Consider the following 26,338-nt stretch of genomic DNA (forward strand, 5'->3'; position numbering starts at 1 on the left):
CGCACCGGTCTCTCGCCTTTCCCGGTTGTACGGCGGGCGTGACGGTGGGTGTTCAACGAGTGCGCGTTTTCGGCACACGTTTTTCTTTCACACCACCGATACCGAGCACGCGTGCGAAGGATCACCCATATGTGTGGGCCATAAGGTGACGCTACGGAGTCGCACCGATGTACGACTCGGCGAACGCGGTCGCCGCGGCGGGGGAGTCGAGCAGGCGCCGCAGCCGCGCGGTGGCCGCCCCGGCCCGGAAGGGATCGCCCGAGGACGGCCCGTGCAGCAGCTCGGCGAACCACTGCGAGAACTCCTGGTACTCCCAGACGCGCCGCAGGCACGCCGTCGAATAGCCGCGCAGAGCGCTGTCGTCGCCCGAGCCCCAGTACGTGACGAGCGCGTCGGCGAGCAGCAGGGCGTCGCGCAGCGCGAGGTTCATGCCCTTCGCGGCGATCGGCGCCACCAGATGGGCCGAGTCACCGGCCAGATACAGCCGCCCGTACGTCATCGGCTGCACCACGTAGTTGTGCATGTCGAGCACCCGCTTCTCGATCAGCCGTCCCTCGGTGAGCGGGGGCGCACCGGTCACGGACAACCGTTCCCGCAGCTCCGTCCAGACCCTGTCGTGCGGCCAGTTCTCCGGGTCGTCGCCGGGCGAGCACTCGAGGTAGTACCGGGTGATCTCGGGGCTGCGGGCCATGTGCGCGCCGAAGCCCCGGGGATGGATGCCGAAGACGACGCAGTCGGAGGACGGCGGCGCCTCGGCGAGCAGCGCCAGCCAGCCGACTCCGTAGTCGAACCGCGAGACGGGGGCGGTCTCCGGGGAGAGATACGTACGCGTCACGCCACGCGCGCCGTCGCAGCCGGCGACGACCACGCACTCGATGCGCCGACGCTCCCCGGACTCGGGATCCGTGTACGCCACCGAGGGCTGTGCGCTGTCGATGCCGTGCAGCCGGACATCGCGCACGCCGAAGCGGATGTCGCCGTCCTTGACGTCCGCGTACTCCCGCACCAGATCCGTCACCAGCAGGGGCTGCGGATAGACGAAGTGCCGGTCGCCGGACAGCTCCGCGTAGCGGAACCGGTGCCGCTCGCCCTCGAAGCGGAACTCGCACTCGTGGTGCGCCTGCGCCCGCTCCACCAGCCGGGTCGCCAGCCCCCGTCGTTGCAGGGCGCGCACCGCCCACTCCTCGATGAACCCCGCGCGCGGCCGCTGCTCGATGAACTCTCTGCTCTCGGCCTCCAGGACCACGCAGTCGACGGCTGCCGACCGCAGGATGTTGGCGATGGTCAGACCGGCCGGGCCCGCGCCGACGATGACGACGGGTATGCGCTCGGCCGGCAAAGAGGTGTCGGAGGCGAAGATCACCGCATCATTATGACGGGGGCTCGTCAAGGAGCGTCCGCCCGCCCGCAGTTGCCGGGCAGGCCCGGCGGACGGACTCCGCCGGGTCCACCGCCCGCTTGCCCCGGGTCAGGAGAACGCGTTGCGCAACGCCGGCAGCAGGGTCTTCTCCGACCAGTCCAGATAGGCGGGTTGGGACTCGCCGCCGATCTGCACGAGCGCGATCTCGGTGAACCCGGCCTCGGCGTACGGGCGTACGGCTTCCACGAAGGCATCCGGGTCGTCGCCGCACGGGATCGACTCGGCGACGTCGTCGGGGGTGACGAACTGCGTGGCTCCGGCGAACGACTTGGGGTGCGGCAGCTCGGAGTTGACCTTCCAGCCGCTGCCGAACCAGCGGAACTGGTCGTGCGCCCGCCGTACGGCCGCGTCCCGGTCGGGGTCGTAGCAGACCGGCAGTTGGCCCACCCGCGGCTTGCCCTGTCCGCCGTGCCGGTCGAAGGCGCTGAGCAGATCCGGCTTGGATTCCGTGGCGATCACGAGGTCGCCGAGCCGGCCCGCCAGCTCGCAGGACCGCTCGCCGGAGACGGCGATCCCGATCGGCGGCGGCTGGTCGGGCAGATCCCACAGCTTGGCCGACTCCACGTCGAAGTGCGTGCCGCGCCGGGTGACATGGCCGCCCTCGAACAGCTCTCGGATGACGCCGACCGCCTCCTCCAGCATCTCGTGGCGCACGTCGACCGACGGCCAACCACCGCCCACCACATGCTCGTTGAGGTTCTCGCCCGAGCCGAGTCCCAGGCGGAACCTGCCCTCCGACAGCAGCTGCATCGTCGCCGCCTTCTGCGCCACCACCGCCGGGTGGTAGCGGAAGGTCGGGCACGTCACATAGGTCATCAGCGGGATGCGCGAGGTGGCCTGGGCGGCCGCGCCCAGCACACTCCACGCGTACGGCGAATGCCCCTGCGACTCCAGCCACGGAAAGTAGTGGTCCGACGTCACCGAGAAGTCGAATCCGGCCTCCTCGGCCCGCACCACATGGTCGACGAGGTCACGCGGTCCGGCCTGCTCCGTCATCATCGTGTATCCGATTTGCACCATAAGACACGGGTCCCCGATCCGACGATCCGGAAACCGGAAGATCCCTCGTACGGCGCTACCCCCGGGACCGGGCCACGAACTCCCAGCTCCCGTGCGGTGCCTCGTACACGATGAATCCCGGTGCCGTCCGTACGAACACCGCCCCGTCCGGCGCGGTGACGGCGGAGCGGGCCCGCGCCGGGACATGGACCTCGGCCGTGGCCCCCACCGGTACCCGGACCGACAGCCGCAGCGCCGAGTCGACGACGGACCAGGCGACGGCCGCCTCACCCCGCACCGTGTGCACCGAGGTACGGGCCCAGTCCACGCCGGTACGGGCATCGGGCCGGACCGTGAAGGTGCGGTAGCCGGCGTCACCCGGGCGCAGTCCCGCCACGTTCTCGTAGAGCCACTGCACGACCGTGCCCTGGAAGTAGTGGTCCCGCGAGCGGGAGTCGAGCGGCCACATCTCCCACATGGTGTCGGCGCCGTGGTCGAACCAGTAGCCCCAGCTCGGACTGGAGCGCTGGGTGGCGATCGCGTGCGCCACCTCGGGATGCCCCTGCGCGGACAGCTCGCGCAGCAGCACGCTCGTCCCCAGCGCCCCGGTGTTGAGGTGATCGCCGCGCTCTTCGATGTCGGCGAGCAGGGAGTCGACGACGCTCGCCCGCGCGCCCGGCGGGACCAGGCCGAAGGCGAGCGGCACGCAGTTGTTCGTCTGGCGGTAACCGGGGTCCTTGGCGGTGCGGTAGTGGCCTTCCGGTCCGAGGAAGGCGGCGTTGAACGCCTCCTTCAGAGCGCTCGCGACCTGGCGACAGCGCGTGCCGACCGCGTGGTCGTCGAGCAGGTCCGCGAGTTCCGCCGTGCCGGTCAGGGCACGGTGCAGATAGGCCGTCGCGGTGAGCCGGGTGTCCTCGGGCGGGTTGCCGCCGTAGCCCGGCGCCAGATAGTCGCCGAGCGCCGTGACCGCGAGTCCGTCCTTGAGGCGCGCGATCTCCCAGTCCAGATAGCGGATGAGCGGCGTCCAGTGGTCGCGGGCGAGCCGCTCGTCGCCGTAGACGCGGTACATCTCGCGCAGGAGGAAGGGATACACCGTGGTCCACTCGGGGGAGGGGCCCAGGTCCCCGTAGCCCCAGCCGCCGCTCGGCACGATCACCGGCAGCTGCCCGTCCGGGTTCTGACTGTCCTTCAGGTCGCCGAGCCACTTCGTCAGGAAGCGGTGCACGCCGAACGCGTACGTCATCACGGGCGCGCCGAGCTGGGCGTCGCCTGTCCAGCCGTTCTTCTCGTACATCGGCGTGTCCGTGGGAATGCCGTGCAGGTTGTTGAGGACGGTCCGCCGCATCGCCCGCTCCAACTGCTCGTAGAACGGCTCGGAACAGGCGAAGCTGCCGGTCGGCTCCACCCGCGTGTGCACCACCCGGCCGAGCACCTGCGCCGGCTCGGGCTTGGCGGGCAGCCCGCTGACCTGCACATAGCGGAAGCCCTTGTACGAGAAGGCGGGCTCCCACACCTCGTCGGCGCCGCCGCCCGCGCACACGTACTCGTCCGTCTGGAACCGGCCGGGGACATGCCCGGTCTCCGCGTGCACGCTGCCGTCTGCTTTCAGCTTCTCTCCGTGCACCAGGCGGACGGTGGTCCCGGCGGGCGCCCGTACGGTCAGCCGCGACCAGCCGGCCATCGTGCGGCCCATGTCGACGACATGCACGCCGGGGCTCAACTCGTCGACGGCGACCGGGCGTACGGTCTCCACGATCTCGATCGGGTCGTGCCCCTGAGCGCGCAAGGTCCCCTTCGGGGCGGTCCGCTGCCGGGCCTCCTGCCAGTCGCCGTCGTCGAACCCGGGTCGGGTCCAGCCGGCGGGCGCGTTGCGGGCGTCGTAACTCTCGCCCGCGTACAGGGGGTTGGACCGTGTCGGTCCCTCCGTGATGCGCCACTGTCCGTCCGTGGCGACCGTGGTGCGTGAGCCGTCCGGATGGTCCACCTCCAACTGGGCGAGCAGCCGCGGCTCGTCGTGCCAGGGCGGGCGGTGCCAGTTCCAGACGTTGGGTGTCGTCATGCCGAAGAATCCGCGGCCGAGCGTCACGCCGATCGCGTTGGCGCCCTTGCGGATCCGGTCCGTCACGTCGTGCACCGCGTACAGCACGGTCTCGTCGTAGTCCGTGAAGCCGGGGTCGAGCACCTGGCGGCCGACGCGGACGCCGTTGAGCTCTGCGTCGTAGTAGGCCAGCCCGCTGATGTACAGGCGGGCGCGCGCCACGTCCTTCGGGACGGTGAACGCGCGGCGCAGCAGGGGAGCGGGCTGCTCGGGCGCGGCGACGGTCACGCCGTCGCCCCACGGACCCTGGCCGTACGGCGCGAGCACGGCCGCCGCCGGCCAGCCGCCGTCGTCGAACTCCGGCTGCTGCCAGCCCTGTTGCTCGTTCCCCACGCAGCGCCAGCCGTCTCCCGTGCGCAGTTCGACCGTGCCGCCGGTCGTCGTCTCCACGATCAGGCGGACGAGCAGCCCACCCGGGTTCACGGAGGCGGGGGCACCGCGGTTGGTCGCCAGCGCCGCCAGCACGATCCGGCCGTCGGCCGCCCCTCGTGCCTGCTCGGTGACGTCCGCGAGCTGCCCGGTCCGCCAGGCGTCCGTCCGTTCTGGCTGGTGCAGCACCTGCCGTCCGCCGACGTACAGGGTGAAGTCGTCGTCGGCCGTGGCCACCAGCGTGGCCTTGCGGACCGCCGCGCCCGCGGGGAGTGTCAGCGCGCCTCGGAACCAGCGCGGGCCGGTGGGAGCGGAGCCGGGAGTCGAGCCGGGAGACCAGACCCAGGCCGCACCGCCGAAGCCCGGGGGTGCGGTTGCCGCCGCGGCACCGATCCAGAACCCGCGCCAGGCGTCCTTTGGCAACGTTGTCTCCCACCACCGCGGCGCGCTCCACCCGGACGCGCGTCCCGTTCCGTCCCAGACGCGGACCTGCCAGTGGTAGCGGGTGCGGGCCTTGAGGGCGGGCCCCGCGTACGCGATGCCGACGGTGCGGTCCGACGCGACCCGGCCCGAGTCCCAGACGAGCCCACGGCCGCGCCCGAGTTCCTTCTCGGTGAGCGCCACCCGCACCCGGTAGGCGGACTGCCGTGCCCCCTGTCCGTCGGCGGCCAACTCCCAGGTGAGCCGGGGGTGTTCGACCTCGGTGCCGAACAGTGTCTCGGCGTACTCGACCGTCGTGCGCCCTACGCGCAGGCTGCCCGGCCGGGTATCGCCGGGGTCCCGGGCGACGGACGCGGCAGCGACCTCGACCGGGCCCAGCGCGGCGGAGGTGCCCACCCCGACGACGGAGCTTCTCAGGAAGACCCGGCGGCCCCAACCCTTGGTCATCTGCCGCTCCCCTGGTGTTTGAAACGTTTCAACCTCCCGGCAACGATCCTATGCACCAGCTGTGTTGGGCTTCAAGAGGTGTGCAGGCGACTCGTGGACACACGAGGTGTTCGAGGGAAGGATGGCCTATGCACCAAGTCGCCGAACTCCGTCCGCGGAGTAGTGGTGCCCACGCCACCGTCCGAGCCGCCCGGAGGCCGACCCGCATGAACGCCCGCCCGCTGTCCGTCAGCACCCCCGCCGAGCAGGGCGTCGACGCGTCCGGTATCCAGTCCTTCCTCGACGCGGTCGAGGCCGCGCCCGGCATCGAACCGCACAGCCTGATGATCCTGCGGCACGGCCGGCTCGTGGCCTCCGGCTGGTGGGCGCCCTACGCCCCCGAACGACCGCACCTGCTCTATTCGCTCAGCAAGAGCTTCACCGCCACGGCGGCGGGCCTCGCCGCCGGCGAAGGACTGCTCGACTTCGACGACCCGGTGATCAAGTACTTTCCGGAGTTCGAGGCGGAGATCACCGATCCCCGCAGCCGCGCCATGCTGGTCCGGCACGTCGCGTCCATGGCGAGCGGCCACCTCGCCGAAACCAACCAGGACGCCTTCCAGCGGGACCGCGTGGAGCTGGTCCGCGGCTTCCTGCTGATCCCGCCGGACCGCGACCCCGGCACCGTGTTCGCCTACAACCAGCCCGCCACCTACACCCTCGCCACGATCGTCCAGCGGGTGACCGGCCTGACGCTCACGGACTATCTGCGCCCCCGGGTGCTCGACCCGCTGGGCATCGGCGAGGTGGCCTGGCAACAGCGCCCGGCCGGCCGTGACCTGGGCTTCAGCGGACTGCACGCGCCGACCGACGCGATCGCCCGCCTGGGCCAGTTGTATCTGCAGGACGGCGTGTGGGAGGGACGCCGGCTGCTGCCGTCCGGCTGGGTCGCCGAGGCCACGCGCCCGCACGTCTCGAACGCGGACGGTACGGCGGAGGGGGCGGAGTCCGACTGGCAGCAGGGGTACGGGTTCCAGTTCTGGAAGTCCCGGCACGGGTACCGCGGCGACGGCGCGTACGGCCAGCTCTGCCTCGTCCTGCCCGAGCACGACGCCGTGATCGCGACAACGGCGGCGACCGAGCAGATGCAGGAGCTGCTGAATCTCGTCTGGCGCCACCTGCTGCCCGCGTTCGGCGACACACCGCTGTCCGGGCGGGACGACGAAGCGCTGCGGCAGCGTCTCGCGGGGCTGGCCCTGCCGCCGCTGACGGGCGCGTCCGAGCCGTCGGCACAGGCGGACTCCTGGTCGGGCGCCCGCTTCTCGCCGGCGGGGCCCGCCCGCGCCGATCGGCCGAAGCGTCTGACGGAAGTCCTGGTCGAGGCCGGCCCGAACGGCTGGATCCTGTCGCTCGACGAGAGCGGAGCGCGTCTCGACCTGCGCCTCGGCGAGGCCGGCTGGAGCATCGGCACGGATGACTCCGTTCCCACGGCGGTGAGCGGAGGATGGACCGACCCGGACACCCTCCGGGTCGACGTGCTGTTCCTGGAGACTCCGCACCGGCTGGCGGTGACCTGCTCGCTCACGGACCGCACCTTCACGGCGCAGTGGTACACGACGCCCCTCCACGGTGGTCCGCTGACCTCGCTCCGCGCGCCCTCCGGCTCCGGCTCCCCCTCGCCCTCCGGCTCCGGCGTTCACGCGCGGCCGGCTCCCGACGCGTGACCCCACGGGCGCGCGGCCACTGGCTCGCGCTGTGTCGCGTGCCGGACGGACGGCAGGACGTATGCCATGCCGACAGCCGGGTAATCGCCGATGATCGTACGGGGACGACGAGGTGTGCCCAGGCGCGCCGTCACGGCAGTGGAGTGTGCTGATGCAGCTGAATCTCGAAGGACGGACCGCGCTCGTCAGCGGTTCGACACAGGGAATCGGGGCGGCCATCGCTCTCGGCCTGGCCCGCGCGGGTGCCTGCGTCGGCGTCAACGGCCGCGACCAGGGCCGGGTGGCGGAGGCCGTCGCGCGGCTGGCGGCGGAGGCTCCGGGGGCGCTGTTCGTCCCCGTCGCCGCGGACCTCGGCACCGAGGAGGGAACGGACCGCGCCCTGGCGGAGCTGCCCGCCGTGGACATCCTGGTCAACAACCTCGGGATCTTCGGCGCCAAACCCGCCCTGGAGATCACCGACGAGGAGTGGCGGCGCTACTTCGAGGTGAACGTCCTCGCCGCCGTCCGCCTCACCCGCGCCTATCTGCCCGGGATGATGGAACGGGGCTGGGGGCGCGTCCAGTACATCGCGAGCGACTCCGCCGTGGTGATCCCCGCGGAGATGATCCACTACGGCATGTCCAAGACCGCGCTGCTCGCCGTGAGCCGGGGGTTCGCGAAGGAGGCCGCGGGCACGGGCGTCACCGTCAACTCGGTCATCGCCGGCCCCACGCACACGGGCGGTGTGGAGGACTTCGTCTACGAGCTCGTGGACCGTGACGTGCCCTGGGACGAGGCGCAGCGCACCTTTATGCGCGAGCACCGCCCCCAGTCGCTGCTGCAGCGGCTGATCGAACCGGAGGAGATCGCGAACCTCGTCGTCTATCTGAGCTCGGAGCAGGCATCGGCGACGACCGGCGGCGCCGTCCGGGTCGACGGCGGCTACGTCGACTCGATCCTTCCGTAGGCCTTTGCGCCAGCCATCAGGCGTCAGGCCTCGGGGAACCGTCTCGGCGGAACCCCCTTGGAGGATCCGCCGATATCGCGGCGAGGTGAGTCGCGCGGCGAAGAAATACGCGTGATTCGGCGGTCCGGAGAGTTTGGGACGGCGCGGCAGGGTCAGCCGTATTCGTGAGTACGTATCGCCGAAGCAGTGAGGATGTGAACTGCCGTGGCCAAGAACCAGAAGGCAAAGGGCAAGACGGAGCAGGTCAAGGGAAAGGTCAAGGAGACCACCGGCCGCGCCGTGGGCAATGAGCGCATGACCGCCGAGGGCAAGATGGAACAGTCGAAGGGTGACGCCCGGCAGGCGAAGGAAAAGGCCAAGGACGTCTTCCGCCACTGAGGCCACACTGCGGCCACGCTGAGGCCACCGAAATTGCCGGAACCGCCGCAGGCCCGCGGCGCCACGGATATCGCCGGAACCGCCGCAGGCCACAGGCGTTTGCGGCGCCACGGAAATCTCCGGATCCGCTGCACGCTCGTGCGGCGCCGTCGAAATGGCCGGAACCGCCGTGCATCCGTGCGGCCACACCGAATTCGCCGGGACGGCCGTGCATCCGAGCGGCGCCACCGAAAATCGCCGGGCCCGTCGCACACTCGTGCGGCGGGCCCGGCGACGTGCCGGGCGGCCGGTGGCCCCTCTGCCTGCCGGGCACTTGGTGGCGCTTCGCCGAGTGTCCGGTGGGGGACGGAAGAGCGGGCCCGCCCGGCCGAGCCGGCGGAACCCGGAACGCCCCGGAGGACCCCGCTTCAGCCGCCGGCGATGACCTCGGCGAGGAAGCCGTCGACACTGACCTCCTCGTGCCCGGGCCGTACCACCTCGTACGTCTCGTCGAGGAAGGACACGACGGCCGGCGCCCAGGCCAGCACCACGGCATGGTGTCGCTCCCCGTCCACGTGGGAGTCGCCGAAGAACTCCAGGCGCAGTTCCTCCCACTGGCCCGTGGACTGCGGGCGCATGCGCACGTCCCCTTCGCCGACCGGACGCCGGATCCCGTCGGCCAGCATCTGACGGTCGAGTCTCCATCGGGCCAGGACGCGGCCGTCGTGGCTGAACACCACGGTGACGGCGAACGGGTCGTCCGCGTCGTAGGTCATGTGAGCGAGCACGGGAAATCGACCCGTGCCGCCCGCCTCGAGCTGCGTGACGAGCGTCCTGTGGACCATGGGGATCACGAAGGGCCTCCGGAGGAAATGAAAGTAGAGACCTCTAGTACCCCCGCTCCGCGCATGATGCTCACACGTACGGGGGATTCACACGGAAGTCGCCGGTTCACTCCCCGGCGGTCGCCCGGGCAGGGCCCGACCGGCGGGAAGTCGGACACCTCGGCCTCCGTCCCAGAGCCCCGGCGGGCGCTGTCGAGCGGCGCCGGCCGAGGAATCGCACCATTCTGGATGCAGATGCGATCACGTCGCCCACATCGGGGAAGGCGAGTGCCATGAGCGAATCAGAGCTACCGCCGGATGAGCGGCCCGTGGACCTGTACCTCGACCTCCTGCGTCTCCGTATGTCCCCCGCCGACTACGCGCTGCTCCTGCGCATGGTCGAACCGGTCCTTCAGGCGATCGAGGAGCAGCGCGTCGGACCGATCGAGCTGAGTCTCGAAGGAGCGGACGGGGACAGCGTCTCGCAGGAGGTCCGCGACGAGGCGTCGCTGGTCGTCGCGGTCGCTGTGACGGGACGTATGGACAACCAGATCGTCGAGATCGAGACCGAGGAGGCGGGTCCCGTCCGGGTCGTCACGGATTCGGGCACCGCGGCGGATCCCGCCCGGTGCAGGGAGATCGCCGACTTCATCGGTGAGCGGCACCGCCAGGACGAGGAACTGCGGGGCATCGCCGAGGTGAGCGGTCTGCCGACCGATGTCTGAGGCCCGTGAGTGTCCGCGGCCGCCGGGCCACGGCGTGGCCTGCGGCTGACGCCCGCCGGGTCTCCGGCGGGCCGCCGGACACCGCACCGCGGCGTCCGCGGCGCGGTCGACGTCGGCTCACCAGGGCAGGAAGACGTGCACTTCCTTGCCGCCGGTCTTCGACACCACGCTGACCTGGTCGCTCAGCGCGTGGATCAAATGCCAGCCGATGCCCCCGCCGCCCTTGCTCGGGTGGAAGGAGCGGGGAGTCGGCGGGGTCGTACTGGTGTCGTGCACCGCCACATGGACACCGTCGAAGGTGCGGCGAATTTCCAGCAGGAACGGCCCGGGGGCGTACTGGACCGCGTTGGCGGCCAGTTCCGTCACCACCAACAGGACGTCGTCCCAGCGCTCTGCCGCACTGGGCAGGCGCACACGGGAGAGCGCGCGGAGGTAGTCCTCCGCCGCGAGCCGGGCGTCGGTCACATCGCGCAGCTCACCGGCGAAGGTGCTGGTGCGGCCCTCCATCTCCTCGGGTGCCAGGTCCTTGTCCCAATGCGGCTCAGTAGCCATCTCGCCTTCCCGGTTCGTGCGGACGGGATGACGCGCTCTGCTCGCCCCCGCCGCGGCCGGCCGGAGGCCGGGCGCGGGGGCGGGGCGCAGTCGTGGGCACGGCCTCCCGGCCTACGCCGCACGGTCCTCGCGCCGGCGACCGGGCATGCGCCGCTTCAGAGCTCGCCGTTCGTTCTCACTCGTACCGCCCCAGACGCCGATGGTCTGCCCGGTGTCGAGGGCCCATTGCAGGCAGGCGTCGCGGACCGGGCAACCCCGGCACACCGCCTTCGCCTCCTGGATCTGCAGCAGCGCCGGGCCTGTGGTGCCGACGGGGAAGAACAGGTCGGGGTCGACGCTGCGGCAAGCCGCGGCGTCCCGCCAGTTCTCCATGACAGCCTCCTTTGATCGAGTCGTGCCGGTCGGTGGGGCTTCCGTCGTGGTCCGGGTCACCTGTGGACGCACATGTGAAACAGCCGATGCGCGGGCAACTGCCGCCAGAGGAGCTTTTTCGCGCCTCCACGGCACCGCGCTCACCCGACGATGCTCCACGCGGTGGTGCCGTTCGCCGCCATGAGGACGACGAGGACCACGATGTCCGCGATGCCGAGCCACAGCCCCAGCAGGGCCCGGAACCGGCGAGGCGTGCCCCGGCGCAGGGCGATCGCGGCCAGGGCTATGGCGATGGGGCCGAGGACGAAATTGAGGACGAGCAGTCCGACGAGGCCGAGGACGAAGGAGGCGACGGCCATTCCTTCGGTGTCCCGCCGGCCGGTCTCCCGTCGCGGGGGTGCTGTCATGCGCATCGGTCACGCCCTCCCCGGCCGGCTGCGCCGGCGCCGCTCACGCACGGCGAACACGGCGAGCCAGGCGGCGATGACCACGCTCGCCACCAAGGTCACGGGCAGCGGGAGGTACGCGGCCGATCCGACGACGAACGCCAGCAGCAGCAGAGCCACGACAAGGAACAGCATGTCTACCTCCCCTCGCGTGCGGTCACGGACACCGGTGAGGATCGCCTGTGCAGCAACATGCGTTACAGGTTTCCCGCGGCGCCGACGTCACACCTGCGTACGCCGGTTCGCACCCGGGATTCACTCGGCCTGCCGCAAAGGGAGGTTGGCCGTTCCGCTGTGGGGTACTCCGACGATCTTGCGATGTCAGCCGGAGAAAGGGCAGGTAGGTAACCAGTGCCGGAAGAGAACCAGAAGAACGTCTTTGTCATCGGTCTTGACGAGGCCAATGTGCCGACACTGAACGCCGCGCCGGGCGCGAAAGTCCTGCAATTCCACCCCCTGTTGTCGATCGACGAACTACAGGGCGGTGAGGTGTCGGTACCGGATCTCATCGACAAGGCGCAAGGAGTGCTGGACGCGTTCGACGGAAGCATCGACGCGATCGTCGGCTACTGGGACTTCCCGGTCAGCACCCTCGTCCCCATCCTCGGTGAGCGCTACGGAACACGCAGCACCAGCCTGGAATCCGTGGTCAAGTGCGAACACAAATACTGGAGTCGGCTCGAACAGCAGAAGGTCACCGACCGGCATCCACGCTTCGGCCGGGTCGATCTGGAGGCCGACGACCCCCGCCCGCCCGAGGGTGTGCGATTCCCGATGTGGATCAAGCCCGCTCTGTCGTATTCCTCCGAACTCGCCTTCGGTGTCAAGGACATGGACGAATTCCGGGCCGCCGTCGCCCAGGTCCGGAAGGGCATAGCCCGGGTGGGCCGCCCCTTCGAGTACATCCTCGACCAGGTCGACCTGCCGCCGGAGATGGACGGGGTCGGCGCCCAGGTGTGCCTCGCCGAAGAGGCGATGACCGGGCTCCAGGTCGCCGTCGAGGGATACGTCCATGAGGGCGAAGTGACCGTCTACGGCGTGTTGGACTCCATCAACTACCCCGACACGCCGTGCTTCCTGCGTCACCAGTACCCCTCGACGCTGCCGCCGCCGGTGATCCGGGAACTCCACGACGTCACCGAGCGCGTGATGCGCCGGATCGGCTTCGACTCCGCCACCTTCAGCGTGGAGTACTTCTACGACCCGAAGACCCAGGAGATCGGTCTGCTGGAGATCAACCCCCGGCACTCCCAGTCCCACGCGGAGCTCTTCGAGTACGTCGACGGCGTACCCAACCACCACTGCATGCTCGCCCTCGCTCTCGGTGACGACCCGCGCATGCCGCACCGGGAAGGTCCCTATGCGGCGGCCGCGAAGTGGTACCACCGCTGGTTCACCGACGGAGTGGTGCGCGACGTCCCGTCCGCCGAGGACATCGAGCGCATCGAGCGGGACATCGCAGGAGTGCGCGTCGATGTCGTGCCCGAGCGGGGCCAGCGGCTCTCCGAGCTGTCCCAACAGGACAGCTACAGCTACGAGTTGGCGCACGTCTTCACCGGGGGCAGCGACGAGAAGGACCTGCGCGAGAAGTACGACCACTGCGTCGCCGCGCTGGGCCTGACCTTCGACGAGAACCCGCAGGACGACCAGGAACAGGGAAACGAGAACCCGCAACACTGAGGAGCACGCCGGCCCTATGCGTTACGTGACCAATCTGCCGTACGCCACCAAGGAAGAAGACCACGTCAGCATCCCCATGTCGGACGGTGTCCGGCTGTCGGCGCGCATCTGGCGTCCCACGTCCTCCGACCAGGAGCCCGTCCCCGCGGTGCTGGAGTACATCCCCTACCGCAAGCGCGACCTCACCGCCGTGCGCGATTCCCTGCACCACCCGTACATCGCCGGGCACGGCTACGCCTGCGTCCGCGTCGACCTGCGCGGCACCGGCGAGTCGGAGGGAGTGCTGAAGGACGAGTACCTGGAACGGGAGCAGGCCGACGCTGAGGAGGTCCTCGCCTGGCTCGCCGACCAGCCATGGTGCGACGGAAGCACCGGCATGATGGGCCTGTCGTGGGGTGCCTTCGCCGCCCTCCAGGTGGCCGCCCGGCGGCCGCCGAGCCTGCGCGCCATCGTCATCGCCTCCTTCACCGACGACCGGCACGCCGACGACATGCACTACATGGGCGGCGCCATGCTGTCGGACAACCTGGCCGAGGCCGGCACCATGTTCGCCTACGCCACCTGCCCGCCCGACCCCGCGGTGGTCGGCGACCGCTGGCGCGCCATGTGGCACGAACGCTTGGAGAACACCAGCCCCTGGGCCCTCGAGTGGCTGCGTCACCAGCGCCGCGACGACTACTGGCGCCATGCCTCGGTCTCCGAGAACTACCAGGACGTACGCTGCCCCGTGCTCGCCTCCAGCGGCTGGGCGGACGGTTACTCCAACGCCGTGACCCGTCTGCTCGGCAACCTGGACGTGCCCCGCAAGGGACTGATCGGGCCCTGGTCGCACAAGTTCCCCCACCTCGGGGAGCCCGGCCCGGCCATCGGTTACCTCCAGGAGGTCGTGCGCTGGTGGGATTACTGGCTCAAGGGCGCCGACAACGGCGTGATGGACGGCCCCATGCTGCGAACGTGGATGCAGGACAGCGTGCCGCCGTCCACCTCGTACGAGGAGCGGCCGGGCCGCTGGGTGGCGGAGCCCACCTGGCCGTCCCCGCACATCCGCCCCGTCACCCACCCGCTGATCCGCCACCGGATCGGCTCTCCCGGCGAGGCCGCCCCCGACGGCGACGGAGCCGCGATGACGGTGCGCTCGCCCCTGTCCGTCGGCCAGTTCGCGGGCAAGTGGGCCTCCTACAACGCACCCCCGGACCTGCCCTACGACCAGCGCGAGGAGGACGGCGGCTCCCTCGTCTTCGAGACCGAGCCGCTGACCGAACGGCTGGAGATCCTCGGCTCGCCGACCGTCGAGCTCGACCTCTCGGCCGACGCCCCGGTCGCGATGGTCGCCGCGCGGCTGTCCGACGTCGGCCCGGACGGCGCGGCCACCCGGGTCACGTACGGCCTGCTGAACCTCACCCGGCGCGACGACACGGAGCACCCCGAACCGCTGGAGCCCGGACAGCGCTACCGCGCGACCGTGCAGCTCAACGGGGTCGCGCAGGCGTTCCCGCCGGGGCACCGCATCCGGCTGTCCCTGTCCACGTCGTACTGGCCGCTGGCCTGGCCGCCCCCCGGGCCGGCCCTGCTGAGCGTCCACGAACACTCCAGCACCCTCACGCTCCCGGTCCGGCCGACGGACGAACCCGACGAGACGCCCGCCCATCCGTTCGCGGAGCCCGAGGGGACGCCGCCGCTCACGGTGACGCGGCTGGAGCCGCCGGAGGCCCGGTGGGAGGTGAAGCGGGACCTGGTCGGTTACCGCGCCGAACTGGAGATCGTGAAGGACCAGGGGCTGATCCGCCTCGACGAGATCGGTCTCGACGTCGGCCGCCGCGCCTACGAGCGCTACACGTCCGTCGCCGACGACTTCACGTCCGCCACCGGCGAGACCACCTGGACCATGCGCTTCAGCCGCGACGACTGGGACGTCCGGGTGGTGACGCACACCCGGGTCCGCTGCGACGCGCGGGACTTCTTCGTGGACGCGACCCTCGACGGCTACGAGGGCGACCGGCGGGTGTTCTCCCGCACCTGGAACGAGACGGTGCCACGCGATCTGCTCTAGGACCCGCCGAGATGCGTTGATGGCCGCTGCCCGGGCACCCGCGAGGAAGAAGCGGAGCAGAACCACACAAACGAGCGCTGGAGGCCTTCCATATGACCGTCCCCGAGGAGCACCGCCCCAAGACCGCCGCCACCGATCCGGCAGCGGAGCGTCCGGACGAGGCCCAGGGGCGGGGCGGCACCGGCCGCACGCTGCGCGAAGCCCTGGAGGAGGCCCATGTGCGTCCGGACGACTTCGCGGAGCGGGAGGGGAGCCAGGCGTGAGTGCACTCACCGGCTTGGAACGGGCGCTTGAGCGCTTCGGCGTGACGCTGCTCGCGCACGTCCGCCACAAGGAACCGGTCGAACTGGTCGAGGCCCTGCACCGGGAGTGCGACGACCACGTGGTCGTGTGCAGCGAGAGCCGCGTCGTCGTCCCCAACGCCTACGACGTGGAGCTGGCCGAGTTCGCCTTCGAGGAGATCGAGCGCAACGGCGACCGTATCGACCAGGTGCTCACCGAGAGCCTGCTCCGACACGGCGAGCGCAAGGGTTATGAATGGGCCGGCCCGCTCGCGGTGCATGTCACCAAGTCCCGCCAGGTGCCCAACGGGCGTTACCGCGTGGGGAGTCGGGTGATGCACCACGTGCGTGCCGACGCCTTCCGGTCCCCCGCGCCGGCCGAAGTGCCGGTCGTCCCGGACGAGTCGTCCGCCCCGGCGCCCCTGGGCGGCGGCATGCTCCCGCAGCCGCGACCGCAGATCTGAGGCCGGCCGGGGCGCCGCCCGCAGTGGGTACGGGCCGGGCTACTCCCCGCGGTGCCGCCAGTACCAGACGACGCCGATCAGCGCGGCGACGAGAAACGCCACCGGCAGGATCAGGCCGGGAATCCGGGCGGCGTTCACAGGGCGCCCCCGGTGCGGGACGAGAGACGTGGGGAAGGCGTGCCGGCCATGGCGGTCTTTCTCCTCGTGCGGGTATCCAGCCCGATAGTGGCCTCGTACGACGGGTTCTGGCCAGCCAGAGCGCAATAGGAGGTCAGTGCTAGGACGTGTCCGGAGGATCAGGCCGGCTCCAAGCAGCGGCATGATCCGCCGGACAGGCCCTGGGTACCCCTGTGCGCGCGGACTACGACTCATGGGATGGAGGGACCATGTTCGAGGGCTTCAAGGCCAGTACGGTCCAGGTCGAGGCGGCGTCCGTCTTCGTCCGGTACGGCGGGGAGGGGCCGCCGGTGCTGTTGCTGCACGGTCACCCCAGGACCTCGGCGACCTGGCACCGCGTCGCTCCCCAACTGGTCGACCGGGGCTTCACGGTCGTCTGCCCGGACCTTCGCGGATACGGCCGGTCCCGTGGCCCGGCGCCCACCGCGGACCACACGGCCCACTCCAAGCGTGCCGTCGCCAACGACCTGGTGGCGGTGATGCGTTCCCTCGGACACGACAGGTTCGCGCTCGCCGGCCACGATCGAGGGGGCGCCGTCGCCCTGCGTCTCGCTCTCGACCACCCGGACCTGGTGTCACGGGCGGCGCTGCTCGACTGCCTGCCCATCAGCGAGCATCTGTCCCGTATCACCGCACAGTTCGCCACCCAGTGGTGGCACTGGTTCTTCTTCGCCCAGCCCGACATCCCCGAACGGGTCATCAACGCCGACCCGGACCGCTGGTACCGCGGCGACCCCGACGTCATGGGGCAGGAGAACCACGACGAATGGCGCGAGGCCACCAGGAACCCCGAGGTGGTGCGGGCGATGCTGGAGGACTACCGGGCCGGCCTGACCGTCGACAGGAGCGACGAGGAGGCCGACCGGGCCGCCGGAGTGCGGATCCGGTGCCCCGCACTCGTCCTGTGGTCGCTCCGCGACGATCTCGAGGATCTCTACGGTGATCCGCTGAAGATCTGGCGGGACTGGGCACCCGACCTGCGTGGTCACGGGATCGACTCCGGCCATCACATGGCCGAGCAGGCGCCGGACGAACTCGCCGCCGCCCTCGGGGACTTCTTCACCGGCTGATCGGGACGGCGGGCGTCACCCGACCTGTGGAGGACGCGGGCAGACGTTTCTGCGGTGCCGAGACCCCGTCCCTGCGTCCGTCCGCGTTTTCTGGGCAGACGGAATACTGATCTTTTGACGCCGGACTCCCCGGACCCCGGAGGCGACGTTGACGTACAACACACATGATCCGCGGCTTGCCCAGGTCACCCAGGAACGCGACGCGGAGAAGATGGTGCAGCTGGAGGACGAGAACCTCCAGCTCAAGCAGGCCGTGCACTCGCATGCCACGGTCGACCAGGCGATCGGTGTCGTCCTGGCGGTCGGGGAGCTGGCGCCGGACGACGCCTGGGAGATCCTGCGGGAGGTCTCCCAACGGACGAACGTCAAGCTGCGGCACGTTGCCGAGCTGATCGTCGAGTGGGCGCGCACGGGCGAGCTGGCCGCCGAGATCAAGGGCGAGCTGGAGCGCGAACTCCGGCTGGCCAGGCTCCGCAGGCAGTCCGCGGACCGCACCGGCTGAAGCGGAGGGCACCGGCTGATGCGGACCGCACCGGTGGAAGCGGACCGCACCGGCTGGCGCGAGCCGTCCGTGGGACCGAGCGACCCCGGCAGCGACCACGGTGCCGCTGAGGGGTGTGCCGACCCGCGCCCCGGCAGGATCCGCCGGACCGGCCTAGTTCTTCAGCCGCTCCCGCAGTTCCTCCGCGTCGGCGAGGAACCACGTCTGCCGTCCGCGGTTGCACTCGCGGACGAAGTCCCGCAGCGACGAACTGGCCTCCGTGTGGCGGGAGATGTCGCCGAGGACGACGAGTCCCACCCGGTAGTTGGCGAACTTCTGGACGATGTCGCCGGCGACGCGGGTGCGCAGCTGGAAGAACGCGTCATCGAACCGCTCGGCGGGGACGACGACCCACTGGGCGCCCTGGTAGACGGTGTTGCCGATGAGGTCCAGGGCGTCCTGCTCGCTCGCGATGGCCTCGCCCTCGGGTGCGCACATCAGGACGGGCACGTCATGGATCGTCTGAAGCGTAGTCATGGGGGTCGAGGCTACGTCCGGATGCGGACGCGGTCGATCTGTTTGTCCGGCGGACGAAGTCCCGCCCGCATCCGTGCCGTTCGGTCGTCAGGACACGCAACCGACATGGGCGAGCGCCTGCTTGAGGAGGACACCGTGTCCACCCGGCATCTCGTTGAGGACCCCCGGGGAGACGGCCTCCTGCGGGTTGAACCAGACCAGGTCGAGAGCGTCCTGCCGGGGCCGGCAGTCGCCGGTCACCGGGACGATGTACGCCAGCGACACCGCGTGCTGGCGTGGGTCGTGGTACGGGGTGACCCCGTACGTGGGGAAGTACTCGGCGACGGTGAAGGGCTGCAGCGAGGACGGAACCCGGGGCAGCGCCACCGGGCCCAGGTCCTTCTCCAGATTCCGCAGAAGAGCGTCCCGGACCCGTTCGTGGTGCAGGACGCGGCCGGAGACGAGGGTACGGCTGACCGTCCCGTCCGGCCCGATGCGCAGCAGCAGTCCGATGCTGGTGACTTCGCCGCTGTCGTCGACGCGTACGGGCACGGCCTCGACGTACAGGATCGGCATGCGGGCCCGCGCCTGCTCGAGTTCGTCGGCGCTCAGCCAGCCGGGCGTGGTCTCGGTCATGTCAGACATTGGCTGATCATACTTTCCACGCCGCCCGCCTCCCAGCGTGTCCCGTTCTTGCCTTGCGCGTGTTCCGCCCACGTGGTGCGCCCGCGGGTTCCGAGCGGCCGACGGCGCTCGCCGACCCCGGACCAGCCGACCGCGTACGCCGACCGCGCCCCCACCGCGCGCGCTCGCCCGCTCGGCCCCGCCCGCACCGGCGGGTCGTCGTTCGGGCGACTCCAGGGCGGGGGAGGAGGTCTAGAGTGAGCGCAAGGTGGTTGAAACGCCAACCAGGTCTTTCCTATCTGAGGAGCTCCCCCATGGACCCCATGGATTCGGTGGACCCCGGCCCTGCACACCCCGTGGCCCCCAGCCCCACGATCTCCGTGGACCTGGCCGCGCTCGAAGCCGAGCGTGCGCGGATCCGGGACACCCACCTGGCTTCGGAGCGACCGGCGAGCTCCGCCCGCGGGGTGCACCACGTCGCGCTGCTCTCCTCCGACGTGGAACGGACCGTGCGGTTCTACCAGGACGTCCTGGAGTTCCCCCTCACGGAGATCATCGAGAACCGCGACTACAAGGGCTCGACGCACTTCTTCTTCGACCTGGGCAACGGCAACCTGCTGGCGTTCTTCGACTTCCCCGGACTCGACCTCGGTCCCTACGCCGAAGTGCTCGGCGGACTCCACCACTTGGCGATCTCGGTCGACCCCACCACCTGGCGGCGGCTGCGCGATCGGCTCGCCTCCGCCGGCGTCGAGTACCAGGAGGAGAGCGGTTCGTCCCTCTACTTCCATGACCCCGACGGCGCCCGCGTGGAACTGCTCGCCGAGCCCCTCGGCGAGATGTACGGCAGCTCCGTGTGCTGAGTCCGCTCAGCACGGCCCGAATCGGCGTGCCCACCCCGTGATCCCCTGCGTCAGCGCAGCCGCTCCGCCCAGTTCGCCGGCACGCGTCCGGCGGGTCCCGGCACGGGCTGGTCGGCGGGGTGGCTGAGCGGGGGAGCGAGCTCCGGCCCCGACTCGTACAGCTCGGAGGTGTCGAAGTTCCAGAACCAGCTCTCACCGGGTTCGTAGCTGCGGATGAAGGGATGACCCGTCTGCTGCGCGTGCGCGGTGGCGTGCTTCGCGGGGGAGTCGTCACAACAGCCGACGTGACCGCACTGGGCGCAGCGCCGCAGATGGAACCACCATCCACCGGCGGCATCGCAGTCGAGGCACCCCGTGCCGCTCGGCGGGACGCTGGGATCGATTCCGGCGGGCAGGCTCATGACGGCTCCTCGGGCGGGTCGGATTCCGCTGCGGTCAGCGGCAGGCGGACCTGGAAACGGGTGTCGCCGGGTACGGACTGCACCTCGAGATGGCCGTGGTGCTTGTTGACGACGATCCGCCAGGAGATGTCGAGGCCGAGCCCCGTCCCCTCGCCCACCGGCTTGGTGGTGAAGAACGGATCGAAGATGCGGCCGCGGATCTCCGCCGGCACTCCGGGTCCGGTGTCCCGGAACTCGACCAGCAGCCGGTCCCGGTCGAGTGCGGTCCGCACGGTCAACGTGCCGTCCCCGTCCGTGCTGTTCATCGCCGAGACCGCGTTGTCGATGAGGTTGGTCCACACCTGGTTGAGCTCGCCGGGGTAGGCCGGGATACGTGGGAGCGTGCGGTCGTAGTCCTTGACGACGGTGATGCGCGGCCCGATCTTGGCGGAGAGCATCAGCAGCGTGCTGTCGAGCAGTTCGTGCACGTCACAGACCTGGTACGGGGCGCGGTCGAGCTGGGAGTACTGCTTGGCCGCGTCGACCAGATGCGAGATACGGGTGGTGGAGTCCTCGATCTCGCTCATCAGGAGCTCGGTCTCCACCGTGTAGTTGAGCCAGCCGACGGCCCCCGAGAGGATCTCCTCGCCCACGGCCGCCGCGACCTGGTCGAGCCAGTCGAGGTCGAGCCCGGCCTGCACGAACGTGGGCGCGAGCCGCCACCCGTTGGTGATGCCGTGGTCGTCGAACCAGTCGCTGAGGGCGTCCTCCCGGTCAGCGGCCTCCAGCGGGCTGAGCACGGGGGCCTTGGCGACCCGTTCCGCCGTGCGCTCCTGGATCTCGATGAGGCCGGCCAGATCCTCGCGCGTGAACGGGCCGCCGGCGATGATGCCCAGCTTGTGCCGCATCTTGGCCACCCGTTCCCGCAGGCTCGAGGTGGCGCGCACCGCCGCGGCGGCCGGGTTGTTCAGCTCATGGGTCAGGCCGGCCGACAGGGAGCCGAGGGCGAGCAGCCGCTCCCGCTGCCCGATCGCCTGCTGGGTGTTCTTCGAACCGAAGAAGAGCCCCTCCAGCAGATGGACGGCCATCGGGAACCAGTCCTGCATGATGGCCGCGAAGGTCTCGGCGGGCAGCACGAAGAACCGCGAGGGCTCGGTGACCCGCATGGAGCTGTTGTACACCGGCCGCACCCGGTCACCCAGGTAGGCCTGCATGGCGCCGGAGTACACGCCGCGGCTGGAACTGCGACTGATCTCCACGTCGTCGTTCCCGACCCGGCGCGAGAGCACGACCGTGCCCGCCAGGAGCACGAAGAAGCAGTCGGCCGGCTCACCCTCGGTGTAGACGGGCCCCGGTTCGAACTGCTCCACCCGGCCCTCGCGGCACAGCCGGTCGAGCTGGTCGGCGTCGAGCTTCTCGAAGAGGAACAGCGTGCTGAGCTCGGCGACGCTGCACGGCACCGGCTGCCCACTCATGACTGTTCCAGATAACGGTGGACGAGCATGACTGCCATGGCTCCCTCTCCGACCGCGGACGCGACGCGCTTCGCGGACTCGGCGCGCGCGTCACCGGCCACGAACACGCCGGGCACATTGGTCTCCAGGTGGTACGGCGGCCGGTCCAGCTCCCAGCCGGCGGGCGGCTGCCCGTCGTCGGTCATGTCGGGGCCGGCCATGATGAACCCGCGCGGATCCCTGAGCACCGTCCCGTCCAGCCAGTCGGTGAGCGGGGCCGCGCCGATGAACACGAACATCCACTGCGCGTCGACGAGTTCGGTGTGACCGCTCGCCACGTCCTTCAGGGTGAGCTGCTCCAGATGGTCCGAACCGTGCGCGGCCTCGACGACCGTGCCGGTCCGCACGCTGATGTTGGGCGCGTCGTCGATCTGCTGGACGAGGTAGTGCGACATGGACGTCGACAGTGACGAGCCGCGCACCAGGATGGTGACCGACTTCGCGCCCCGGGACAGATACATGGCGGCCTGCCCCGCCGAGTTGGCCCCGCCGACGATGTACACGTCGTGTCCCTGGCAGGCGGCCGCCTCGGTGAGCGCCGAGCCGTAGAACACCCCGCATCCGGTCAGATCGGCGAGTCCCGGTGCGGCCAGCTGCCGGTACGACACACCCGTCGCCAGGATCACGCTGTGCGCGGCGATGGCCGAGCCGTCCGAGAACCGGACGGTGCGCGAGGCGCCGGTGACGTCGAGTCCGGTGACCTCGCGGGTGGTGAGGATCTCGGCGCCGAACCTGGTCGCCTGGCGTCGTGCGCGGTCGGTGAGCTGTGCTCCGGACACGCCGTCCGGGAAACCGAGGTAGTTCTCGATCCGTGAGCTCTGGCCCGCCTGGCCGCCGGTCGCCGACCGCTCGACGAGCACGGTCCGCAGCCCCTCCGACGCCCCGTACACGGCCGCCCCGAGCCCGGCCGGACCGCCGCCGATGACCACCAGGTCGTAGAACTCGGCCGTCGGTGTGGTGGCCAGTCCGACGTGTTCCGCGAGGTCCGCGTCCTCGGGTTCGACGAGCGGTGTGCCGTCCGGGGTCACCACGAGCGGCAGCCGCTGTCCGTCCTGCCCGGCGGCGGACAGCAGTCGTCGGCCCTCCGGGGTGTCGGCCGAGTACCAGCGGTACGGCACCTGGCTGCGGGCCAGGAAGTCCCGCACCCCCGCCGAGCGCGCCGACCAGCGGTGTCCCACCACCTTGCAGACCGCCACGGGCCGGTAGTCGGCGCTCCGCCAGGCGTCCAGCAGATCGTCCAGGACCGGGTAGAGCTTCTCCTCCGGCGGGTCCCAGGGCTTGAGCAGGTAGTGATCAAGGTCGATCACGTTGATCGCGTCGATCGCCGCGCTCGTGTCGGCGTACGCGGTCAGCAGCACCCGCCGTGCCCCCGGATACACGTCCAGGGCCTGCTCCAGGAACTCGATGCCGTTCATCTGCGGCATCCGGTAGTCGGCCAGGATCACCGCCACCTGGTCGCCGCGCAGCTTCAGCTCGCGCAGCGCGTCCAGGGCGGCGTCTCCGGACTCGGCGCGCACGATCCGGTAGGTCTCGCCGTAGCGACGCCGCAGGTCGCGTGCCACGGCGCGCGACACCCCGGGATCGTCATCCACGGTCAGAATGACGGTCCGCGCCGGACTGGCGGCCTGAGTCATACGTCTCCCACCCCGAGCAGGTCCGTGTACACGCCCAATCGTAAGTACGATCGGTCACCTTTGCGCTGGAACCGTGAGGCGGCCGGGCGGCGGGGCTCAGCCGGGCGGCGCGGAGTCGCCCGTGGCAGGCGTCATCTCCTTCCGCACCCGGGGCAGGATGTGCGCGACGAAGTCCTCCACGGCGATGTCCAGGCCGATGTCGTGCTGTGCGTGTTCGGACAGGTACCAACGGTGTTCGAGCAGCTCGTGGTAGAGCTCGGCGGGATCCATGGAGCCGCGCAGGTCCAGCGGGACGGCCCGCACGGTGGGCCGGAAGACCTCCCGTACCCAGCGGTGCGCGAGTACCTCGGGACGGGCGGCCAGTGGGTCGCCGGGGGCGTAGTCCTCCTGGGTGGCCATCCAGCTCTCCAGGTCGTTCAGCAGCCGGCGGGCCTGGTTCTCCTCGGCGTCGAGCCCGGTCAGCCGCAGCAGCTGGCGCTGGTGATGGCCCGCGTCGACGACCTTGGGGACGAAGGTGACGGTGTCACCCTGGGCGGAGTGCGCGATCTGCATCTCGGCGACGTCGAAACCGAGATCGTTCAGCCGCCGGATCCGCCGGTCCATGTAGTGGTGCTTGCCCGCCGGATACACCGAGGTGCGGGTCAGCTCCTCCCACAGCCCCTGGTAGCGCGCGCAGATCTCGGTACCGAACGCGATGGGATCCACCGACGGGTGCAGCGCCCCCGCCGCCTCCAGGTCCAGCAGCTCGCCGCTGATGTTGACCCGGGCGAGATCGAGGTCGTACTCGCGCTGCCCGTTGCTCAGTTGGGGGTGCAGCTCCCCGGTCTCGGCGTCCACCAGATAGGCCGCGTACGCCCCCGCGTCGCGGCGGAAGAGGGTGTTGGACAGCGAGCAGTCGCCCCACGCGAACCCGGCCAGATGCAACCGGACGAGCAGCACGGCCAGCGCGTCCATCAGCCGGTGCATGGTGGCCGGCCGCATGGTCGTCTCGAACATCGAGCGGTACGGCATCGAGCCGCCCAGGTGCCGGGTGATCAGGACGGATTCGAGGGGCCCGGCGGCGCCGACACGGCCGGTCACCACGGCGAGCGGATCCACCGCCGGGATCCCGAGCCGGTCCAGGCTGCGCAGCAGTTCGTACTCGCGCAGCGCCGGCCGCTCGGCGAGCTCCTTGACGGCCACCACCTCGGATCCGGCGCGGGCGTAGCGCACCACGTGCCGCGAGATACCGCGCGGCAGCGGCACCAGGTGGTGCTCCGGCCACTCCTCCAGGGGCAACTGCCACGGCAGTTCGAGCAGGAGCGTGGGATGCTCCGGGTTGGTGGCGCTGATCTGCAATGCCATCGGTGCGCTGCCCTCACCTGTTCTCGACGGTCGCTCGCAGGAGCATCTCCGCATCCGCGCGTCCGTTTCGTCAACAGGCAGTCCGCGGTCCGGGCTCGTCAGGAGCGGGCGACAGCGGGCCACGGGCGTCCTCAGCAGCGGGACACGGCGTCGACCAGCGCCGTCAGCGCCGCGGCGAGGTGGGCAAGGCCCGGCCCGGTGAGCCCGCCCGGCTCGGCCATGTACGTGTCCCGCCGGATCTCCACCATCAGGGCCGAGACCCTCGGCTCCCTGCCGTAGAAGTCCAGGGGCACGTACGCCCCGGAGAACGGGCTGTCGACGCCCGTGCCGCCGAGTCCCGCGAACGCCTCCCGCGCGAGTGCGAGCAGCTCGGGCGGCGTGTGGAAGCCGTCGGTGCCCAGACAGACCGGCGGCCGCGGTCCCTCGCCGTGCAGTTCGTACGGCAGCCGGGTCGTCGGATACGAGTGGACGTCGATGACGACCGCGCGCCCGGTCATGGCCAGACGGTCGGCCACCGCCTCCGTCATCGCCCGCGCGTACGGGTGGAAGTAGCGGTCCACCAGCGGCCCGGGATCGGTGTCGGCGGGGCGCAGCGGGGTGCGCTGTGTGGTGCGGGTGTAGACCGCGCCCATCCCGACGGACAGCATCTCCTCCCGCTCGTCGGGAAAGCGTTCGGGGTCGACCACCAGCCGCGACAGCCGGTTGACGAGCCGCCAGGGTGTGACCTCGGCGGCCCCTGCCGCGAGCGCGGCCAGTTCGGCGGTGTGCGCGTCGGTGATGTGGTCCAGCTCCTCCTCCAGCGCGGCGTCGTCGAGGAGTATGCCGTCGCGTACGGATGCCGGGATCTCCCGTGCGGAGTGCGGCACATGCAGGAGCACGGGTGAGTCGGCGGTGCCGGGAAGCAGCGCGAAGGACTCGGTGGCGTTGTTCATGGGGTGATTGTCGCGCCGGCCGCCGGGTCACCTCACCCGCTGTTCCCGTGGTGGGCGTAGCGCTCGATGAGGGCGGCCCGGGTCGTCTCCAGCCGGTGGGCGAGGATGGCGGCGATCGTGCGCGTCAGCGACAGCTCCAGCGCGGGATCGTCGGCGCACAGCCCGTTGACCGAATCGGCCTCGAACTCGTAGGCGCGTACGGGGCTGAACGCCTCGGCCCCGAAGTCCCAGCGGTGCGGCGGGAACAGCCAGGACCAGCCCAGCAGATCACCGGGCCCCAGCGTCGCGACCGAGATGCGTCTGTCCCCGACGACTTGTTGGTCCAGGGAGACCGTGCCGGAGCGGACCACCCAGAAGCGGTCCGCGGTCCCCCCTGCCTCGAAGATCCGTCCGTCCGCCGGGAACGAGACCTCACGGGCCACGCCCATCAGGCGGTCACGGTGGTCGGCGGAGAGGGCGTGCAGCAACCGGAGTGCAGTGGGCATCGCGGACCTCCGTCGCGCCGCCCCAGGAAGACGTCCCCGGACCTACCACGGGTGCTGCGGCGCATCTCGTACCGGTGGTGTCCCGTCACCCTCCATTGGAGCGGAATACGCGCGTTCCGTCGCGCCGGAGGCCGGGATTCCGCC

The 26,338-nt window shown here is 70.7% G+C and carries 27 protein-coding genes; 11 read left to right on the forward strand and 16 right to left on the reverse strand.

Features of this window, described 5'->3' with window-relative positions; genetic code table 11:
- Positions 1-151 precede the first annotated feature (151 nt).
- The 3 genes from ACFWM2_RS04935 to ACFWM2_RS04945 form a co-directional block, all read right to left on the reverse strand.
- Positions 152-1,360: a 4-hydroxybenzoate 3-monooxygenase gene (locus ACFWM2_RS04935; protein ID WP_383274162.1), complete on the reverse strand. Its 1,209-nt coding sequence runs from the start codon at positions 1,358-1,360 to the stop codon at positions 152-154.
- 108 nt (positions 1,361-1,468) lie between these two features.
- Positions 1,469-2,440: an LLM class F420-dependent oxidoreductase gene (locus ACFWM2_RS04940; protein WP_383273055.1), complete on the reverse strand. Its 972-nt coding sequence runs from the start codon at positions 2,438-2,440 to the stop codon at positions 1,469-1,471.
- A gap of 55 nt (positions 2,441-2,495) precedes the next feature.
- Positions 2,496-5,774, reverse strand: coding sequence for a family 78 glycoside hydrolase catalytic domain (locus tag ACFWM2_RS04945; RefSeq protein WP_383273057.1), 3,279 nt, complete (start codon positions 5,772-5,774; stop codon positions 2,496-2,498).
- Positions 5,775-5,980: 206 nt separating this feature from the next.
- Here ACFWM2_RS04945 and ACFWM2_RS04950 point away from each other — a divergent pair, with 206 nt between their 5' ends.
- The 3 genes from ACFWM2_RS04950 (at position 5,981) to ACFWM2_RS04960 (ending at position 8,801) form a co-directional block, all read left to right on the forward strand.
- Positions 5,981-7,477, forward strand: a complete 1,497-nt coding sequence (locus ACFWM2_RS04950) for a serine hydrolase domain-containing protein (protein ID WP_383273059.1) — start codon at positions 5,981-5,983, stop codon at positions 7,475-7,477.
- Positions 7,478-7,628: 151 nt separating this feature from the next.
- On the forward strand, positions 7,629-8,423 hold the full coding sequence (locus tag ACFWM2_RS04955) for an SDR family NAD(P)-dependent oxidoreductase (protein WP_383273061.1): 795 nt from the start codon (positions 7,629-7,631) through the stop codon (positions 8,421-8,423).
- Positions 8,424-8,627: 204 nt separating this feature from the next.
- Entirely contained in the window at positions 8,628-8,801 is a 174-nt protein-coding gene (locus ACFWM2_RS04960) for a CsbD family protein (RefSeq protein WP_383273063.1), read from the forward strand.
- 407 nt (positions 8,802-9,208) lie between these two features.
- On the opposite strand, the gene ACFWM2_RS04965 is transcribed toward ACFWM2_RS04960, so the two are convergent.
- Positions 9,209-9,625, reverse strand: a complete 417-nt coding sequence (locus tag ACFWM2_RS04965) for an SsgA family sporulation/cell division regulator (protein WP_383274165.1) — start codon at positions 9,623-9,625, stop codon at positions 9,209-9,211.
- 272 nt (positions 9,626-9,897) lie between these two features.
- Here ACFWM2_RS04965 and ACFWM2_RS04970 point away from each other — a divergent pair, with 272 nt between their 5' ends.
- The gene (locus tag ACFWM2_RS04970) at positions 9,898-10,329 is read left to right on the forward strand and encodes a hypothetical protein (RefSeq protein WP_383273065.1); all 432 of its coding nucleotides are present in this window, start codon (positions 9,898-9,900) and stop codon (positions 10,327-10,329) included.
- Between the two features lie 117 nt (positions 10,330-10,446).
- On the opposite strand, the gene ACFWM2_RS04975 is transcribed toward ACFWM2_RS04970, so the two are convergent.
- From ACFWM2_RS04975 to ACFWM2_RS04990, 4 genes are all read right to left on the reverse strand, one after another.
- Positions 10,447-10,881: an ATP-binding protein gene (locus tag ACFWM2_RS04975; RefSeq protein WP_383273067.1), complete on the reverse strand. Its 435-nt coding sequence runs from the start codon at positions 10,879-10,881 to the stop codon at positions 10,447-10,449.
- A 111-nt stretch (positions 10,882-10,992) separates the two neighbouring features.
- Positions 10,993-11,253, reverse strand: coding sequence for a WhiB family transcriptional regulator (locus ACFWM2_RS04980; protein WP_383273068.1), 261 nt, complete (start codon positions 11,251-11,253; stop codon positions 10,993-10,995).
- Positions 11,254-11,393: 140 nt separating this feature from the next.
- Positions 11,394-11,666 carry a DUF4190 domain-containing protein gene (locus tag ACFWM2_RS04985; protein ID WP_383273070.1) on the reverse strand — a complete coding sequence of 91 codons (273 nt, stop codon included), beginning with the start codon at positions 11,664-11,666 and terminating at the stop codon, positions 11,394-11,396.
- Between the two features lie 3 nt (positions 11,667-11,669).
- Positions 11,670-11,834: a hypothetical protein gene (locus ACFWM2_RS04990; protein ID WP_383273072.1), complete on the reverse strand. Its 165-nt coding sequence runs from the start codon at positions 11,832-11,834 to the stop codon at positions 11,670-11,672.
- Between the two features lie 216 nt (positions 11,835-12,050).
- Between ACFWM2_RS04990 and ACFWM2_RS04995 the strand changes: the two genes are divergently transcribed.
- The 6 genes from ACFWM2_RS04995 (at position 12,051) to ACFWM2_RS05020 (ending at position 17,923) form a co-directional block, all read left to right on the forward strand.
- Positions 12,051-13,379: an acetyl-CoA carboxylase biotin carboxylase subunit family protein gene (locus tag ACFWM2_RS04995; protein ID WP_383273074.1), complete on the forward strand. Its 1,329-nt coding sequence runs from the start codon at positions 12,051-12,053 to the stop codon at positions 13,377-13,379.
- A gap of 16 nt (positions 13,380-13,395) precedes the next feature.
- Positions 13,396-15,429 carry a CocE/NonD family hydrolase gene (locus ACFWM2_RS05000; protein WP_383273076.1) on the forward strand — a complete coding sequence of 678 codons (2,034 nt, stop codon included), beginning with the start codon at positions 13,396-13,398 and terminating at the stop codon, positions 15,427-15,429.
- A 92-nt stretch (positions 15,430-15,521) separates the two neighbouring features.
- Positions 15,522-15,692, forward strand: a complete 171-nt coding sequence (locus ACFWM2_RS05005; protein WP_383273078.1) for a hypothetical protein — start codon at positions 15,522-15,524, stop codon at positions 15,690-15,692.
- On the forward strand, positions 15,689-16,174 hold the full coding sequence (locus tag ACFWM2_RS05010) for a DUF3662 domain-containing protein (RefSeq protein WP_383273080.1): 486 nt from the start codon (positions 15,689-15,691) through the stop codon (positions 16,172-16,174). The genes ACFWM2_RS05005 and ACFWM2_RS05010 overlap by 4 nt, the downstream gene beginning before the upstream one ends.
- 386 nt (positions 16,175-16,560) lie before the next feature.
- The gene (locus tag ACFWM2_RS05015) at positions 16,561-17,421 is read left to right on the forward strand and encodes an alpha/beta fold hydrolase (protein WP_383273082.1); all 861 of its coding nucleotides are present in this window, start codon (positions 16,561-16,563) and stop codon (positions 17,419-17,421) included.
- 148 nt (positions 17,422-17,569) lie between these two features.
- A complete protein-coding gene (locus ACFWM2_RS05020) occupies positions 17,570-17,923 on the forward strand; it encodes an ANTAR domain-containing protein (protein WP_383273084.1) in 354 nt (117 codons plus the stop codon).
- Positions 17,924-18,076: 153 nt separating this feature from the next.
- Here ACFWM2_RS05020 and ACFWM2_RS05025 read toward each other — a convergent pair whose 3' ends face one another.
- Positions 18,077-18,439, reverse strand: coding sequence for a DUF4180 domain-containing protein (locus ACFWM2_RS05025; protein ID WP_383273086.1), 363 nt, complete (start codon positions 18,437-18,439; stop codon positions 18,077-18,079).
- Positions 18,440-18,526: 87 nt separating this feature from the next.
- A complete protein-coding gene (locus ACFWM2_RS05030; protein ID WP_383274168.1) occupies positions 18,527-19,054 on the reverse strand; it encodes an NUDIX hydrolase family protein in 528 nt (175 codons plus the stop codon).
- Between the two features lie 302 nt (positions 19,055-19,356).
- Here ACFWM2_RS05030 and ACFWM2_RS05035 point away from each other — a divergent pair, with 302 nt between their 5' ends.
- Complete coding sequence (locus tag ACFWM2_RS05035; RefSeq protein ID WP_383273088.1) at positions 19,357-19,905, forward strand: VOC family protein; 549 nt, start codon at positions 19,357-19,359, stop codon at positions 19,903-19,905.
- Positions 19,906-19,955: 50 nt separating this feature from the next.
- Here ACFWM2_RS05035 and ACFWM2_RS05040 read toward each other — a convergent pair whose 3' ends face one another.
- The 6 genes from ACFWM2_RS05040 to ACFWM2_RS05065 all read right to left on the reverse strand — a co-directional run bounded on the left by ACFWM2_RS05040 (position 19,956) and on the right by ACFWM2_RS05065 (position 26,194).
- Entirely contained in the window at positions 19,956-20,306 is a 351-nt protein-coding gene (locus ACFWM2_RS05040) for a UBP-type zinc finger domain-containing protein (RefSeq protein ID WP_383273090.1), read from the reverse strand.
- Positions 20,303-21,760 (reverse strand): ATP-binding protein, encoded by a 1,458-nt coding sequence (locus ACFWM2_RS05045; protein ID WP_383273092.1) that lies wholly within the window; start codon positions 21,758-21,760, stop codon positions 20,303-20,305. The genes ACFWM2_RS05040 and ACFWM2_RS05045 overlap by 4 nt, the downstream gene beginning before the upstream one ends.
- A complete protein-coding gene (locus tag ACFWM2_RS05050; RefSeq protein ID WP_383273094.1) occupies positions 21,757-23,433 on the reverse strand; it encodes an FAD-dependent oxidoreductase in 1,677 nt (558 codons plus the stop codon). The genes ACFWM2_RS05045 and ACFWM2_RS05050 overlap by 4 nt, the downstream gene beginning before the upstream one ends.
- Before the next feature lie 96 nt (positions 23,434-23,529).
- Positions 23,530-24,777: a DUF4032 domain-containing protein gene (locus ACFWM2_RS05055; RefSeq protein ID WP_383273096.1), complete on the reverse strand. Its 1,248-nt coding sequence runs from the start codon at positions 24,775-24,777 to the stop codon at positions 23,530-23,532.
- A gap of 131 nt (positions 24,778-24,908) precedes the next feature.
- Entirely contained in the window at positions 24,909-25,709 is an 801-nt protein-coding gene (locus ACFWM2_RS05060) for an N-formylglutamate amidohydrolase (protein WP_383273098.1), read from the reverse strand.
- A gap of 32 nt (positions 25,710-25,741) precedes the next feature.
- Complete coding sequence (locus ACFWM2_RS05065) at positions 25,742-26,194, reverse strand: cyclic nucleotide-binding domain-containing protein (protein ID WP_383273100.1); 453 nt, start codon at positions 26,192-26,194, stop codon at positions 25,742-25,744.
- Between the last annotated feature and the right edge of the window lie 144 nt (positions 26,195-26,338).

Source organism: Streptomyces sp. NPDC058371, from assembly GCF_042723265.1.
Lineage (GTDB): Bacteria > Actinomycetota > Actinomycetes > Streptomycetales > Streptomycetaceae > Streptomyces.

Excerpts from the sequence above, each read along its gene's own strand:
- ACFWM2_RS05030 (WP_383274168.1), bottom strand. The coding sequence starts at position 19,054 with ATGACCGAGACCACGCCCGGCTGGCTGAGCGCCGACGAACTCGAGCAG.
- ACFWM2_RS04985 (WP_383273070.1), bottom strand. The coding sequence starts at position 11,666 with ATGCGCATGACAGCACCCCCGCGACGGGAGACCGGCCGGCGGGACACC.
- ACFWM2_RS04980 (WP_383273068.1), bottom strand. The coding sequence starts at position 11,253 with ATGGAGAACTGGCGGGACGCCGCGGCTTGCCGCAGCGTCGACCCCGAC.
- ACFWM2_RS04950 (WP_383273059.1), top strand. The coding sequence starts at position 5,981 with ATGAACGCCCGCCCGCTGTCCGTCAGCACCCCCGCCGAGCAGGGCGTC.
- ACFWM2_RS05065 (WP_383273100.1), bottom strand. The coding sequence starts at position 26,194 with ATGCCCACTGCACTCCGGTTGCTGCACGCCCTCTCCGCCGACCACCGT.
- ACFWM2_RS05025 (WP_383273086.1), bottom strand. The coding sequence starts at position 18,439 with ATGACTACGCTTCAGACGATCCATGACGTGCCCGTCCTGATGTGCGCA.
- ACFWM2_RS05040 (WP_383273090.1), bottom strand. The coding sequence starts at position 20,306 with ATGAGCCTGCCCGCCGGAATCGATCCCAGCGTCCCGCCGAGCGGCACG.
- ACFWM2_RS05000 (WP_383273076.1), top strand. The coding sequence starts at position 13,396 with ATGCGTTACGTGACCAATCTGCCGTACGCCACCAAGGAAGAAGACCAC.
- ACFWM2_RS05055 (WP_383273096.1), bottom strand. The coding sequence starts at position 24,777 with ATGGCATTGCAGATCAGCGCCACCAACCCGGAGCATCCCACGCTCCTG.
- ACFWM2_RS05050 (WP_383273094.1), bottom strand. The coding sequence starts at position 23,433 with ATGACTCAGGCCGCCAGTCCGGCGCGGACCGTCATTCTGACCGTGGAT.
- ACFWM2_RS04990 (WP_383273072.1), bottom strand. The coding sequence starts at position 11,834 with ATGCTGTTCCTTGTCGTGGCTCTGCTGCTGCTGGCGTTCGTCGTCGGA.
- ACFWM2_RS05045 (WP_383273092.1), bottom strand. The coding sequence starts at position 21,760 with ATGAGTGGGCAGCCGGTGCCGTGCAGCGTCGCCGAGCTCAGCACGCTG.
- ACFWM2_RS04955 (WP_383273061.1), top strand. The coding sequence starts at position 7,629 with ATGCAGCTGAATCTCGAAGGACGGACCGCGCTCGTCAGCGGTTCGACA.
- ACFWM2_RS05005 (WP_383273078.1), top strand. The coding sequence starts at position 15,522 with ATGACCGTCCCCGAGGAGCACCGCCCCAAGACCGCCGCCACCGATCCG.
- ACFWM2_RS05035 (WP_383273088.1), top strand. The coding sequence starts at position 19,357 with ATGGACCCCATGGATTCGGTGGACCCCGGCCCTGCACACCCCGTGGCC.
- ACFWM2_RS04965 (WP_383274165.1), bottom strand. The coding sequence starts at position 9,625 with ATGGTCCACAGGACGCTCGTCACGCAGCTCGAGGCGGGCGGCACGGGT.
- ACFWM2_RS04945 (WP_383273057.1), bottom strand. The coding sequence starts at position 5,774 with ATGACCAAGGGTTGGGGCCGCCGGGTCTTCCTGAGAAGCTCCGTCGTC.
- ACFWM2_RS04940 (WP_383273055.1), bottom strand. The coding sequence starts at position 2,440 with ATGGTGCAAATCGGATACACGATGATGACGGAGCAGGCCGGACCGCGT.
- ACFWM2_RS04970 (WP_383273065.1), top strand. The coding sequence starts at position 9,898 with ATGAGCGAATCAGAGCTACCGCCGGATGAGCGGCCCGTGGACCTGTAC.
- ACFWM2_RS05060 (WP_383273098.1), bottom strand. The coding sequence starts at position 25,709 with ATGAACAACGCCACCGAGTCCTTCGCGCTGCTTCCCGGCACCGCCGAC.
- ACFWM2_RS05015 (WP_383273082.1), top strand. The coding sequence starts at position 16,561 with ATGTTCGAGGGCTTCAAGGCCAGTACGGTCCAGGTCGAGGCGGCGTCC.
- ACFWM2_RS04975 (WP_383273067.1), bottom strand. The coding sequence starts at position 10,881 with ATGGCTACTGAGCCGCATTGGGACAAGGACCTGGCACCCGAGGAGATG.